This is a genomic window from Pseudomonas sp. A-1 (genome assembly GCF_004801855.1).
GTDB lineage: Bacteria > Pseudomonadota > Gammaproteobacteria > Pseudomonadales > Pseudomonadaceae > Geopseudomonas.
Genome location: NZ_SSTC01000015.1, coordinates 56,744 through 70,028, shown reverse-complemented (window position 1 = coordinate 70,028; position 13,285 = coordinate 56,744). Strand labels below are relative to the sequence as shown.

Annotated in this window: 12 protein-coding genes; 11 read left to right on the top strand and 1 reads right to left on the bottom strand. The window is 66.3% G+C overall.

The genetic code is table 11. The annotated features are described in order from the left end of the window. From E5198_RS05230 to prpF, 3 genes are all read left to right on the top strand, one after another. Positions 1–159, top strand: a 159-nt coding sequence (locus tag E5198_RS05230; protein ID WP_305956029.1) for a citrate/2-methylcitrate synthase, incomplete at its 5' end; no start/stop codon positions are given. A 78-nt stretch (positions 160–237) separates the two neighbouring features. Further along, positions 238–2,841, top strand: a complete 2,604-nt coding sequence (gene acnD / locus E5198_RS05225) for a Fe/S-dependent 2-methylisocitrate dehydratase AcnD (RefSeq protein ID WP_136488954.1) — start codon at positions 238–240, stop codon at positions 2,839–2,841. Between the two features lie 106 nt (positions 2,842–2,947). Next, positions 2,948–4,126, top strand: a complete 1,179-nt coding sequence (gene prpF, locus E5198_RS05220) for a 2-methylaconitate cis-trans isomerase PrpF (protein ID WP_136488953.1) — start codon at positions 2,948–2,950, stop codon at positions 4,124–4,126. A gap of 78 nt (positions 4,127–4,204) precedes the next feature. Here the strand turns inward: prpF and E5198_RS05215 are convergent, their stop codons facing one another. Continuing rightward, entirely contained in the window at positions 4,205–5,023 is an 819-nt protein-coding gene (locus tag E5198_RS05215; RefSeq protein WP_136488952.1) for a pyruvate, water dikinase regulatory protein, read from the bottom strand. Between the two features lie 166 nt (positions 5,024–5,189). Here E5198_RS05215 and ppsA point away from each other — a divergent pair, with 166 nt between their 5' ends. From ppsA to E5198_RS05170, 8 genes are all read left to right on the top strand, one after another. Further along, on the top strand, positions 5,190–7,556 hold the full coding sequence (gene ppsA / locus E5198_RS05205) for a phosphoenolpyruvate synthase (protein WP_136488951.1): 2,367 nt from the start codon (positions 5,190–5,192) through the stop codon (positions 7,554–7,556). Between the two features lie 71 nt (positions 7,557–7,627). Further along, the gene (locus tag E5198_RS05200) at positions 7,628–8,611 is read left to right on the top strand and encodes an alpha/beta fold hydrolase (protein WP_136488950.1); all 984 of its coding nucleotides are present in this window, start codon (positions 7,628–7,630) and stop codon (positions 8,609–8,611) included. Between the two features lie 179 nt (positions 8,612–8,790). Beyond that, positions 8,791–9,276: a ribonuclease E activity regulator RraA gene (rraA, locus tag E5198_RS05195; RefSeq protein WP_136488949.1), complete on the top strand. Its 486-nt coding sequence runs from the start codon at positions 8,791–8,793 to the stop codon at positions 9,274–9,276. Positions 9,277–9,338: 62 nt separating this feature from the next. Next, a complete protein-coding gene (locus E5198_RS05190) occupies positions 9,339–10,337 on the top strand; it encodes a zinc transporter ZntB (RefSeq protein ID WP_136488948.1) in 999 nt (332 codons plus the stop codon). A gap of 54 nt (positions 10,338–10,391) precedes the next feature. Continuing rightward, entirely contained in the window at positions 10,392–10,640 is a 249-nt protein-coding gene (locus tag E5198_RS05185; protein ID WP_136488947.1) for a CrfX protein, read from the top strand. Between the two features lie 3 nt (positions 10,641–10,643). Beyond that, positions 10,644–11,468 carry a mechanosensitive ion channel domain-containing protein gene (locus E5198_RS05180; RefSeq protein WP_136488946.1) on the top strand — a complete coding sequence of 275 codons (825 nt, stop codon included), beginning with the start codon at positions 10,644–10,646 and terminating at the stop codon, positions 11,466–11,468. Between the two features lie 101 nt (positions 11,469–11,569). Next, positions 11,570–12,160: an RNA polymerase sigma factor SigX gene (sigX, locus tag E5198_RS05175; RefSeq protein WP_136488945.1), complete on the top strand. Its 591-nt coding sequence runs from the start codon at positions 11,570–11,572 to the stop codon at positions 12,158–12,160. Between the two features lie 103 nt (positions 12,161–12,263). Further along, positions 12,264–13,232, top strand: a complete 969-nt coding sequence (locus E5198_RS05170; protein ID WP_136488944.1) for an OmpA family protein — start codon at positions 12,264–12,266, stop codon at positions 13,230–13,232. The last annotated feature ends 53 nt before the right edge of the window (positions 13,233–13,285 follow it).

Below are 13,285 nucleotides of genomic sequence, written 5' to 3'. Positions count from 1 at the left end.
ATCCCGACCAAGCTGTTCACCCCGATCTTCGTCTGCTCGCGGGTCACCGGCTGGGCGTCCCACGTGTTCGAGCAGCGTTCCAACAACCGCATCATCCGTCCGAGCGCCGAGTACATCGGCGTCGAGCCGCGCGCCGTGCCGCCGCTGGCGCAGCGCTGATCTGGAACGGGGGAGTCCCTACGAGGGGCTCCCCTGCCGGTTCCACAAACGATCGTTAACCGATTGAGTCTCCGCCCAATGAATACTGAATATCGCAAGCAACTGGCCGGCACCAGCCTGGACTATTTCGACACCCGCGCGGCCGTCGAAGCCATCCAGCCGGGTGCCTACGACAAGCTGCCGTACACCTCGCGTGTGCTGGCCGAGCAACTGGTGCGCCGCTGCGAGCCGGCCATGCTGACCGACTCGCTGAAGCAGATCATCGAGCGCAAGCGTGACCTGGACTTCCCGTGGTACCCGGCCCGCGTGGTCTGCCACGACATCCTCGGTCAGACCGCGCTGGTCGACCTGGCCGGTCTGCGCGATGCGATTGCCGAACAGGGCGGCGACCCCTCCAAGGTCAATCCGGTGGTGCCGACCCAACTGATCGTCGACCACTCGCTGGCCGTGGAAGCCCCGGGCTTCGATCCGGACGCCTTCGCCAAGAACCGCGCCATCGAAGACCGCCGCAACGAAGACCGTTTCCACTTCATCGAGTGGACCAAGACCGCATTCAAGAACGTCGACGTGATCCCGGCCGGCAACGGCATCATGCACCAGATCAACCTGGAGAAGATGTCGCCGGTGATCCAGGCCCGCGAAGGCGTGGCCTTCCCGGATACCTGCGTCGGTACCGACTCGCACACCCCGCACGTCGACGCCCTCGGCGTGATCGCCATCGGCGTCGGCGGCCTGGAAGCCGAGACCGTGATGCTCGGCCATCCGTCGATGATGCGCCTGCCCGACATCGTCGGCGTCAAGCTGACCGGCAAGCACCAGCCCGGCATCACCTGCACCGACATCGTCCTGGCGCTGACCGAGTTCCTGCGCAAGGAGCGCGTGGTGGGTGCCTACGTCGAGTTCTTCGGCGAGGGCGCCGACAGCCTGTCGATCGGCGACCGCGCCACCATCTCCAACATGTGCCCGGAGTACGGCGCCACCGCGGCGATGTTCTACATCGACCAGCAGACCATCGACTACCTCAAGCTGACCGGTCGTGAGCCGGAGCAGGTCGCCCTGGTCGAGCAGTACGCCAAGGAGACCGGCCTGTGGGCCTCCGCGCTGACCGGCGCCGAATACGAGCGCGTGCTCGAGTTCGACCTGTCCAGCGTGGTGCGCAACATGGCCGGCCCGTCCAACCCGCACCGCCGCCTGCCGACCTCGGCCCTGCACGAGCGCGGCATCGCCGACGAGGCCAAGCTGGCCGCCGCCCGCGCCGAGGAAGCCGAGGGCCTGCTGCCGGACGGTGCGGTGATCATCGCCGCCATCACCAGCTGCACCAACACCTCCAACCCGCGCAACGTGGTCGCCGCCGGCCTGCTGGCCAAGAAGGCCAACGAGCTGGGCCTGGTGCGCAAACCGTGGGTCAAGACCTCCTTCGCTCCGGGCTCCAAGGTCGCCAGGCTGTACCTGGAAGAGGCCGGCCTGCTGCCGGAACTGGAGAAGCTCGGCTTCGGCATCGTCGGCTACGCCTGCACCACCTGCAACGGCATGTCCGGCGCCCTGGATCCGCAGATCCAGCAGGAAATCATCGACCGCGACCTGTACGCCACCGCCGTATTGAGCGGCAACCGCAACTTCGACGGCCGTATCCACCCGTACGCCAAGCAGGCCTTCCTGGCCTCGCCGCCGCTGGTGGTCGCCTACGCCCTCGCAGGTACCGTGCGCTTCGACATCGAGAAGGACGCGCTGGGCTTTGATGCGAACGGCAACCCGATCACCCTGAAGGACCTGTGGCCGTCCGACGAGGAGATCGACGCCATCGTCGCCGCCTCGGTGAAGCCGGAGCAGTTCAAGCAGGTCTACATCCCGATGTTCGACCTGGGCAGCATCGAGGAAGCCAAGAGCCCGCTGTACGACTGGCGCCCGATGTCCACCTACATCCGCCGTCCGCCGTACTGGGAAGGCGCGCTGGCCGGCGAGCGTACCCTCAAGGGCATGCGTCCGCTGGCGATCCTGCCGGACAACATCACCACCGACCACCTGTCGCCGTCCAACGCCATTCTGGCCAGCTCGGCGGCCGGCGAGTACCTGGCCAAGATGGGCCTGCCGGAGGAGGACTTCAACTCCTACGCCACCCACCGCGGCGACCACCTGACCGCCCAGCGCGCCACCTTCGCCAACCCGCAGCTGGTCAACGAGATGTGCGTGGTCGACGGCCAGGTGAAGAAGGGCTCGCTGGCCCGCGTCGAGCCGGAAGGCCAGGTCATGCGCATGTGGGAAGCCATCGAAACCTACATGAACCGCAAGCAGAACCTGATCATCGTCGCCGGTGCCGACTACGGTCAGGGCTCCTCGCGCGACTGGGCGGCCAAGGGCGTGCGCCTGGCCGGCGTGGAAGTGATCGTCGCCGAAGGCTTCGAGCGCATCCACCGTACCAACCTGGTCGGCATGGGCGTGTTGCCGGTCGAGTTCAAGCCGGGCACCACCCGCCTGACCCTCGGCCTCGACGGCACCGAGACCTACGACATCGAGGGCGAGCTGTCGCCGCGCTGCGACCTGACCCTGGTCATCCGCAAGCGCACTGGCGAAGAAACCCGCGTGCCGGTGACCTGCCGCCTCGACACCGCCGCCGAAGTCAGCGTGTACCAGGCCGGCGGCGTGCTGCAGCGTTTCGCCAAGGACTTCCTCGGCCAGGCCTGATCGCTCCTGCCGGTCCGGTCCGCGCACGGCGGCCGGGCCGGCAGTCCGCGCACTTCCATCCCCGCGCCGCCGTCCGGCGGCGCGGTCTCATGAGGACGAGATTCCCATGGCGCATGTACCCCAGATTCGCGTTCCTGCCACCTATATCCGTGGTGGCACCAGCAAGGGTGTGTTCTTCCGTCTGCAGGACCTGCCCGAGCGCTGCCAGGTGCCGGGCGAGGCCCGCGACAAGCTGCTGCTGCGGGTGATCGGCAGCCCCGATCCGTACGGCCAGCAGATCGACGGCATGGGTGGCGCGACCTCCAGCACCTCCAAGACCGTGATCGTCGCCAGGAGCGAGCAGCCGGAGCATGACGTCGACTACCTGTTCGGTCAGGTGGCGATCAACAAGGCGTTCGTCGACTGGTCCGGCAACTGCGGCAACCTGACCGCGGCGGTCGGCGCCTTCGCCATCGCTGGCGGCCTGGTCGATGCTGCGCGCATCCCGCAGAACGGCATCTGCACCGTGCGCATCTGGCAGAAGAACATCGGCAAGACCATCATCGCCCACGTGCCGATCACCGACGGCCAGGTGCAGGAAACCGGCGACTTCGAGCTGGATGGCGTGACCTTCCCGGCTGCCGAGGTGGTCATCGAGTTCATGGATCCGGCCGACGGCGAAGGCTCGATGTTCCCCACCGGCAACGTGGTGGACGACCTGGAAGTGCCGGGCGTCGGCACCTTCAAGGCCACCATGATCAACTCCGGCATCCCGACCATCTTCGTCAACGCCGCCGACATCGGCTACACCGGCACCGAGCTGCAGAAGGACATCAACGCCGACGCCGAGGCGCTGGCCCGCTTCGAGACCATGCGTGCCTACGGCGCGCTGAAGATGGGCCTGATTGCCGACATCGCCGAAGCGGCTGCCCGCCAGCACACGCCGAAGATCGCCTTCGTCGCGCCGGCCACCGACTACGTCGCCTCCAGCGGCAAGACCGTGGCCGCCGGCGAGATCGACTGCTGCGTGCGCGCGCTGTCGATGGGCAAGCTGCACCACGCCATGATGGGAACCGCCTCGGTCGCCATCGCCACCGCTGCGGCGGTGCCGGGCACCCTGGTCAACCTGGCGGCCGGTGGCGGCCAGCGCGACGCGGTCACCTTCGGCCATCCGTCCGGTATCCTGCGCGTCGGCGCGGCGGCCGAGATCGTCGACGGCGAGTGGACCGCCACCAAGGCGGTGATGAGCCGCAGCGCCCGCGTGCTGATGGAAGGTTTCGTCCGCGTGCCGGGCGACGTCTTCTAAGCAACGCGCCTGCGCTGCAAAAAAGGAAAAGGCCCGGGTTTCGGGCCTTTTCCTTCGGTGCCGTCGAACCTGCCGGAGTTACTTGAGGCGGCGTTCGACGCCCTTTTCCACCAGGATCTTGGCGGCGATTTCCTCCACCGAGAAGTGCGTGGAATTGATGAACGGGATGTTCTCGCGGCGGAACAGGCTCTCCACCTCGCGGACCTCGAACTCGCACTGGGCGTAGCTGGCGTAGCGGCTGTTGGGCTTGCGCTCGTTGCGGATCGCCGCCAGGCGGTCGGGATCGATGGTCAGGCCGAACAGCTTGCCCTTGTGCTCCTTGAGGGCGGCAGGCAGCTGCAGGCGCTCCATGTCGTCCTCGGTCAGCGGGTAGTTGGCGGCGCGGATGCCGTACTGCAGGGCCATGTACAGGCAGGTGGGGGTCTTGCCGCAGCGCGACACGCCGACCAGGATCAGGTCGGCCTTGCCGTAGTAGTGGGTGCGGGCGCCGTCGTCGTTGTCGAGGGCGAAGTGCACCGAGTCGATGCGCTCCATGTAGTTGGGATTGTGCGCGATCGAGTGCGACTTGCCCACCGAGTAGGAGGAGTGCGAGGCCAGTTCCTGCTCCAGCGGCGAGAGGAAGGTCGAGAAGATGTCGACCATGAAGCCGTTGCAGTGCGATAGCACCTCGCGGATGTCGCGGTTGACGATGGTGTCGAAGATGATCGGCCGCACGCCGTCCGCCTCGGCAGCGGCGTTGATTTGTTGTACCATCGCACGGGCTTTTTCCACGGTATCGATGTACGGCCGGGTCAGTTTGTGGAAGTTGATGTTCTCGAACTGCGCCAGCAGACTCTGGCCGAGTGTTTCGGCGGTGATGCCGGTGCCGTCGGAGATGAAGAAAGCGGTGCGTTTCATGGGCGCCTGGCCTTGCGATGGGAGTTGTCCCGGCTGGATCCACGGACGCGCAGGAGCGCCCGGTGTGCCGTACGGCGGCATTGTCACTTATTTTCCGGGGCTCGGCCACAAGCAGGGCCCGACCAGAATGCGGTTTGCGCATACACCACATAGGGGAGAGGTCACCTTGGTAGAGTACGTAGTTTCCCTCGATAAGCTCGGCGTCCACGATGTAGAGCACGTAGGGGGCAAGAATGCCTCGCTGGGCGAGATGATCAGCAACCTCGCCGGCGCGGGCGTTTCCGTACCTGGCGGTTTCGCCACCACGGCCCAGGCCTACCGCGACTTCCTCGAGCAGAGCGGCCTCAACGAACGCATCCATGCCGCGCTCGACGCGCTGGACGTGGACGACGTCAACGCCCTGGCCAAGACCGGTGCGCAGATCCGCCAGTGGGTGATGGACGCCGAGTTCCCCGCCCAGCTGGATGCCGACATCCGCAAGGCCTTCGCCGAGATGGCCGCCGGCAACGACAACATGGCCGTGGCCGTGCGCTCCTCCGCCACCGCCGAGGACCTGCCGGACGCCTCCTTCGCCGGCCAGCAGGAAACCTTCCTCAACATCCGCGGCGTCGACAACGTGATCCGCGCCGCCAAGGAAGTGTTCGCCTCCCTGTTCAACGACCGCGCCATCGCCTACCGCGTGCACCAGGGCTTCGACCACAAGCTGGTCGCCCTGTCCGCCGGCGTGCAGCGCATGGTGCGCTCGGAGACCGGCACCGCCGGGGTGATGTTCACCCTCGACACCGAGTCCGGCTTCCGCGACGTGGTGTTCATCACCGGTGCCTACGGTCTCGGCGAGACCGTGGTGCAGGGCGCGGTGAACCCCGACGAGTTCTACGTGCACAAGCCGACCCTCGAGGCCGGCCGTCCCGCCATCCTGCGCCGCAATCTGGGCAGCAAGGCGATCAAGATGGTCTACGGCGACGAGGCCAAGGCCGGCCGTTCGGTCAAGGTGGTCGACGTCGACCGCGCCGATCGCGCGCGCTTCGCCCTCACCGACGCCGAGGTCACCGAGCTGGCCAAGCAGGCGCTGATCATCGAGAAGCACTACGGCCGCCCGATGGACATCGAGTGGGCGAAGGACGGCGACGACGGCAAGCTGTACATCGTCCAGGCTCGTCCGGAAACCGTGAAGAGCCGCGCCAACAACGTGATGGAGCGCTACCTGCTCAAGGAGAAGGGCAAGGTGCTGGTCGAGGGCCGCGCCATCGGTCAGCGCATCGGTTCCGGCAAGGTGGTGGTGATCCACGACATCGCCGAGATGGACAAGGTGCAGCCGGGCGACGTGCTGGTTTCCGACATGACCGACCCGGACTGGGAGCCGATCATGAAGCGCGCCAGCGCCATCGTCACCAACCGCGGCGGACGTACCTGCCACGCGGCGATCATCGCCCGCGAGCTGGGCATCCCGGCGGTGGTCGGCTGCGGCAACGCCACCAGCGTGCTGAAGGACGGCCAGGAAGTGACCGTGTCCTGCGCCGAAGGCGACACCGGCCTGATCTACGAAGGCGCGCTGGGCTTCGACATCCGCCAGAACTCGGTGGACGCCATGCCCGAGCTGCCGTTCAAGATCATGATGAACGTCGGCAACCCGGACCGCGCCTTCGACTTCGCCCAGTTGCCCAACGCCGGTGTCGGCCTAGCGCGTCTGGAGTTCATCATCAACCGCATGATCGGCGTGCACCCCAAGGCGCTGCTCAACTTCGCCAGCCTGCCGGCGGAGATCAAGGACAGCGTCGAGAAGCGCATCGCCGGCTACGACGATCCGGTCGGCTTCTACGTCGAGAAGCTGGTCGAGGGCATCAGCACCCTGGCCGCGGCCTTCTGGCCGAAGAAGGTCATCGTGCGCATGTCCGACTTCAAGTCCAACGAGTACGCCAACCTGATCGGTGGCAAGCTCTACGAGCCGGAAGAAGAGAACCCGATGCTCGGCTTCCGCGGCGCCTCGCGCTACATCAGCGAGAGCTTCCGCGACTGCTTCGAGCTCGAGTGCCGGGCGATGAAGAAGGTCCGCAACGAGATGGGCCTGACCAACGTCGAGATCATGATCCCGTTCGTGCGCACCGTCGGCGAGGCTTCGCAGGTCATCGACCTGCTCGCCAGCCACGGTCTCAAGCGTGGCGAAAACGGCCTGCGCGTGATCATGATGTGCGAGCTGCCGTCCAACGCGCTGCTGGCCGAGGAGTTCCTCGAGCACTTCGACGGCTTCTCCATCGGCTCCAACGACCTGACCCAGCTGACCCTGGGCCTGGACCGCGACTCCGGCATCATCGCCCACCTGTTCGACGAGCGGAATCCGGCAGTGAAGAAACTGCTGTCCAGCGCCATCCAGGCCTGCCGCAAGGCCGACAAGTACATCGGCATCTGCGGCCAGGGCCCGTCCGACCACCCGGATCTGGCCAAGTGGCTGATGGAGCAGGGCATCGACAGCGTGTCGCTGAACCCGGACTCGGTGCTCGATACCTGGTTCTTCCTCGCCGAAGGCCAGGCCTGAGCAAGGTCCTGAAGCGGTAGGAAAAGGGCGGGGCAATCCCGCCCTTTTCGTGCGTACAGAAAAAGAATGGCATGCAGAGCAGCAGCAAACTCTTTCCCGTCGCCCTGGTCAGCGCCGAGCTGCGTGGCGACCTCACCGAAGACGTCTATCTCCTCAAGCCCGGCAACAGCCCCGACGGCTCTGTCGCGCTGGCGCTGACCCGTCTCGGTCACGCGGCCGCCGCGCGGCGCGGTGAGCCACTGGTGCTGCTGCATGGCGCCTTCGCCAACCGACGCTGCTGGTACACGGCCCATGGCCATGGCCTGGGCGCCTGGCTGGCGCGGGCCGGCTTCGACGTCTGGCTGGCGGAAATGCGCGGCCACGGTCTGTCGCCGCGCAATCGCCTGTATCGGAGCAACCGCGTGGCGGATTACGCGCGCTTCGATCTGCCGGCCATCGCCGCTTTCGTCGACGAGCAGTGCGCGCAACCGGCGCACTGGCTGGGCCACTCGCTGGGCGGCCTGAGCATCGCCGCCGCCCTGGCCGGTGCGCACCTGGCGGCGATGCGGGTGGCCTCGCTGGTGTTGCTGGGTTGCCAGATCCGTCACCTGCACTGGTCGCTCAAGCTGCCGCCGCTGAGCTGGGGGGCGCGCCTGTGGCTGCGCCGCCGCGAACAGGTGGGCGGTGGCTGGCTTGGCCTCGGTCCCGAGGACGAGCCTGCCGGCATCGCCTGCGACGCCCTGCGCTGGTACGGTCCGTTCGGTCGCTTCGCCGACGGGCGCCAGGACTGGGCGGCAGCGCTGGCTGCAGTGGAGGTACCGGTGCTGGCGCTGGCCGGGGCGGGCGATCACACCGATCCGGCACAGGCCTGCCGGCAGTTGCTCGAGTGCTTCGGCTCCTCGCGGCGCGCCTACCTGCGCCTGGGGCGGGCCGAAGGTTTCGCCGAGGACTATGGGCATGCCGGGCTGCTGGCAGGGCGCCATGCCGCGCGCGAGATCTGGCCGCTGCTCGAGCACTGGCTGCGTCACCGGCAGCTGCCGCAGACGATGGGCGAGGAATCCCATACGTTTGCCTAGTTCCCTGCTGGCGCCGTTGTGGCTAGGATCGTCGGCAGGAATGGTGCTGTGTCCGGGCAGGCGAGGTTGTGCTGGCCAGGGCTTGTGCCATCAATGCTGTCTGTTCGCCGCTGCCGCGGTTGCCGCCGCTCCATGATGGCAGTCGCAGTGGCGTCGATCTCTAACGCAAGGAACCTGACATGCAATACGTGACCCCCGATCTGTGCGATGCCTACCCCTACGTCGACGTGGTCGAACCGATGTTCAGCAACTTCGGCGGCCGTGATTCCTTCGGTGGCCAGATCGTCACCATCAAGTGCTTCGAGGACAACTCGCTGGTCAAGGAGCAGGTCGAGCAGGATGGTCGCGGCAAGGTGCTGGTGGTCGACGGCGGCGGCTCGCTGCGTCGCGCCCTGCTCGGCGACATGCTGGCCGAGAAGGCGGCGAAGAACGGCTGGGAAGGCATCGTGGTGTACGGCTGCATCCGTGATGTCGACGTGATCGCACAGACCGATCTCGGCGTGCAGGCACTGGCCGCCCACCCGATGAAGACCGAGAAGCGCGGCATCGGCGACCTCAACGTCGAGGTCACCTTCGGTGGCGTCACCTTCACCCCGGGCCACTACATCTACGCCGACAACAACGGCATCATCGTGTCTCACGAAGAGCTGAAGATGCCCGAATAAGCGGGCAGGGCTCCGCCAGCCCGGGCTGACCCGGCCTGGCGGCTGCAGCCGCTGGAGAGACGATGCAGTCCTTCGAGGGTGACGACGAGCGCGGGCTGGTCTACGGCTTCGTGCTGGACGGCGAGGGCGGTGCGCAGCGGATCCGTCGCAACGAGCTGACGGTGCTCGATCTGCGCCCCCAGGAAAGCCTCTGGCTGCACTGGGATCGCAGCGTGCCTGCGGCGCAGCGCTGGCTGCGCGCGTCCGGCGGCCTCGGCGAATTCGCCTGCGATCTGCTGCTGGAAGAGGCGACGCGCCCGCGCCTGGTGCTGCTGGGGGGGGAGCGCCTGCTGCTGTTCCTGCGCGGGGTCAATCTCAATCCCGGTGCTGCGCCGGAAGACATGGTGGCGCTGCGCATCTATGCCGATGCCCGCCAGGTGATCTCCCTGCGCATGCGGCCGGTCAAGGCGGCTGGCGCGTTGTGCGACGCCTTCGAGCGCAGCGACGGGCCGAAGACGGCCTCGGAGGCCATGCTGTTTCTCGCCCATGCGCTGACCGACGGGGTGGATGTGCTGGTCGCGGGCATTGCCGAGCAGCTCGACGAACTCGAGGAAACCCTCGAGCAGAACGAGAAGGGGGTGCCCGACCGTCATCTGCTGCTGGCCCTGCGGCGGCGGGCTGCCAGTCTGCGCCGTTACCTGGCGCCGCAGCGCGAGATCTATGCCCAGCTGGCGCGCAACCCGCTGTCCTGGTTCGCGGACAGCGATACCGCCTACTGGAACGAGCTGCACAACCGCTTGACCCGCCACCTCGAGGAACTCGAGCTGGTGCGCGAGCGGGTCAGCCTGCTGCAGGAGGCCGAGCATCGGCGGGTGACCGAGCGGATGAACCGCACCATGTATCTGCTCGGCATCATCACCGGCTTCTTCATGCCGATGACCTTCGTCACGGGCCTGCTCGGCATCAACGTCGGCGGGGTGCCCGGCGCCGAGCATCCCTACGGCTTCCTGCTGGTCTGCCTGCTGATGGCTGGCATCGCCCTGTTCCAGGGCTGGCTGTTTCGCCGCATGCGCTGGCTCTGATGTGACCCGGCTCACGCCTGTGACGTCTTGTGCTGAGACACCGTGGAGGTCGGTATGCACGATCCCTTCGAAGAATCACTGCGCGACCTGCTGCGTGGCGCTCCGGCCGAGTCGGCCGACAGCGCCCGGCTGGATCGCGTGCTCAAGGCCGCCAACCGCCAGGTCGGTGCGGGCGACCTGTTCAAGCTGCTGGGGCACTGGTTCGAGGCACTGATGATCGGCCTCGAGAGTGGCACGGTCCGCAAGGTGCCGGCGACCCGGCGACTGCATCCTGCCGCGCGTGCGGCGCATAAGGCTGAGTGACGCATGGAATTCGATATCTGGACCCAGAGTCTGCTGAGTGCGATGAGCACCCTGTGGAGCAAGCTGGCGGGCTTCATCCCCAATCTGCTCGGCGCGCTGGTGGTGGTGCTGCTCGGCTTCATCGTTGCCAAGCTGCTCGACACCCTGTTCTCCAAGCTGCTGGCCAAGCTCGGTCTCGACCGCCTGATGGCAGGCGCGGGGCTGACCAAGCTGCTGGCCCGCGGCGGCATCCAGGCCGCGGTGTCGACCCTGGTCGGCAAGGTGGTCTACTGGTTCGTGCTGCTGGTGTTCCTCGTCTCGGCCGCCGAGTCGCTGGGGTTGCAGCGCGTCTCGGCGACCCTCGACCTGTTCGCCCTCTACCTGCCCAAGGTGTTCGGCGCCGCCATGGTGCTGCTGGCTGGCGTGCTGCTGGCTCAGCTGGCCGGGCGTCTGGTGCGCGGCGCCGCCGACGGCGTGGGGCTCGAGTACGGCGGCAGCCTGGGGCGTCTGGCCCAGGGGTTGGTGATCATCATCAGCATCTCGGTGGCCATCGGTCAGCTCGAGGTGAAGACCGATCTGCTCAACCTGGTCATCGCCATCGTGCTGTCGGCGGTCGCCCTGGCCCTGGCACTGGCCCTGGGCTTGGGCAGCCGCGAGGTGGTCGGACAGATCATCGCCGGGATCTACCTGCGCGAACTCTACGAGGTGGGGCAGCGGATCCGCGTCGGCGACGTCGAAGGCGTGATCGAGGAGATCGGCACGGTCAAGACCATCCTGCATACCGGCGATGGCGAGCTGGTCACGCTGTGCAACCGGCTGCTGCTGTCGCGGCGGGTCGTCAGTCGCTGAGGCGCGGCGGTGCCGGCCCTTTTCTGCTAAATTAGGCGACCATCCCGGCAGATCTGTCTCGTGCAGGCTGCCTTTTCCGAATCGCGGCCGGTCTGCCTCGCTTGAACAAGCCCCACTCCCTGTCTCCGCGCTACGACCCGCACCAGCTCACCGACGAGGAGCTGGTGCAGCGGGCGCATGGCGAGCTGTTCCACGTCACCCGTGCCTACGAGGAGCTGATGCGCCGCTACCAGCGCACTCTGTTCAATGTCTGTGCGCGTTACCTGGGCAACGAGCGGGATGCCGACGATGTCTGCCAGGAGGTCATGCTGAAGGTTCTCTACGGCCTGAAGAACTTCGAGGGCAAGTCGAAGTTCAAGACCTGGCTGTACAGCATCACCTACAACGAGTGCATCACCCAGTACCGCAAGGAGCGCCGCAAGCGCCGCCTGCTGGATGCGCTCAGTCTCGATCCTCAGGAGGAGGCCTCCGAGGAGCGTGCGCCGAAGGCCGAGGAGCGGGGTGGGCTGGACCGCTGGCTGGTGCATGTCAATCCGATCGATCGGGAAATCCTGGTGCTGCGCTTCGTCGCCGAGCTGGAGTTCCAGGAAATCGCCGACATCATGCACATGGGGCTGAGTGCCACCAAGATGCGCTACAAGCGGGCGCTGGATCGTCTGCGCGAGAAATTTGCCGATCCTGCCGCAGAGTGATTGTCGCGAGAAATTTCGACCGGATTGATGTCGTGCTAAACTTTTCGCTTGGCTGCCTGTCGAAATCATGCAGCTATAATTTTTCCTGCTGGGGATTTAACGGATGAAACTGAAAAACACCTTGAGCGTAGTCATCGGCTCCCTGATTGCCGCTTCTTCCATTGGCGCAATGGCCCAAGGCCAGGGCGCGGTAGAAGTGGACGCGTTCGCCAAGTACTACGAGCCCGATACTCAGACCGGCCTTGATGAGGGTGCGCTCTACGGTGCCGGTATCGGTTACTTCCTGACCGACGATGTCTCCCTGAACCTGTCGCATGGCGTCTACGATGGTGTGGGCGCGGTTAGCGGCAGCAAGAACATCGAAGGCGAGCTGACTTCTCTCGATGCGGCCTACCACTTCGGTACCCCGGGTGTGGGTCTGCGCCCCTACGTTTCCGCCGGTGCTGCCCACCAGAGCATCGGTCAGCCGGATCGCAGCGGTCGTGACACCAGCACCTTCGCCAACCTCGGCGCTGGTGTGAAGTACTACTTCACCGAGAACCTGTTCGCCAAGGCCGGTGTCGACGGCATGCACAACATCGATCAGGGCAATTCCGAGTGGATGGCCGGCGTCGGCGTCGGCATGAACTTCGGTGGCGGCTCCGCCCCGGCACCGGCTCCGGTCGCTGCCGCTCCGGTGGCTGAAGAACCGGCCCCGGTCGCCGAACCGGTTCCGGAAGTGGTGCGTGTCGAGCTGGATGTGAAGTTCGACTTCGACAAGGCCAAGGTCAAGCCGGAAAGCTATGCCGACATCCAGAACCTGGCCGACTTCATGAACCAGTACCCGCAGACCTCCACCACAGTGGAAGGTCACACCGACTCCGTGGGTACCGACGCCTACAACCAGAAGCTGTCCGAGCGTCGCGCCGCTGCCGTGCGCGAGGTGCTGGTCAACCAGTATGGCGTGTCCTCCTCTCGCGTGAGCTCCGTGGGTTACGGCGAGTCCCGTCCGGTGGCCGACAACGCCACCGATGCCGGTCGCGCCATCAACCGTCGCGTGGAAGCGGAAGTGGAAGCGCAGGTCCAGCAGTAATCCCTGCGGACTGCGCATGAAAAAACCCGGCCTTGGCCGGGTTTTTTCTTTTC

Excerpts from the sequence above, each read along its gene's own strand:
- acnD (WP_136488954.1), top strand. The coding sequence starts at position 238 with ATGAATACTGAATATCGCAAGCAACTGGCCGGCACCAGCCTGGACTAT.
- prpF (WP_136488953.1), top strand. The coding sequence starts at position 2,948 with ATGGCGCATGTACCCCAGATTCGCGTTCCTGCCACCTATATCCGTGGT.
- E5198_RS05215 (WP_136488952.1), bottom strand. The coding sequence starts at position 5,023 with ATGAAACGCACCGCTTTCTTCATCTCCGACGGCACCGGCATCACCGCC.
- E5198_RS05200 (WP_136488950.1), top strand. The coding sequence starts at position 7,628 with ATGCAGAGCAGCAGCAAACTCTTTCCCGTCGCCCTGGTCAGCGCCGAG.
- rraA (WP_136488949.1), top strand. The coding sequence starts at position 8,791 with ATGCAATACGTGACCCCCGATCTGTGCGATGCCTACCCCTACGTCGAC.
- E5198_RS05190 (WP_136488948.1), top strand. The coding sequence starts at position 9,339 with ATGCAGTCCTTCGAGGGTGACGACGAGCGCGGGCTGGTCTACGGCTTC.
- E5198_RS05185 (WP_136488947.1), top strand. The coding sequence starts at position 10,392 with ATGCACGATCCCTTCGAAGAATCACTGCGCGACCTGCTGCGTGGCGCT.
- E5198_RS05180 (WP_136488946.1), top strand. The coding sequence starts at position 10,644 with ATGGAATTCGATATCTGGACCCAGAGTCTGCTGAGTGCGATGAGCACC.
- E5198_RS05170 (WP_136488944.1), top strand. The coding sequence starts at position 12,264 with ATGAAACTGAAAAACACCTTGAGCGTAGTCATCGGCTCCCTGATTGCC.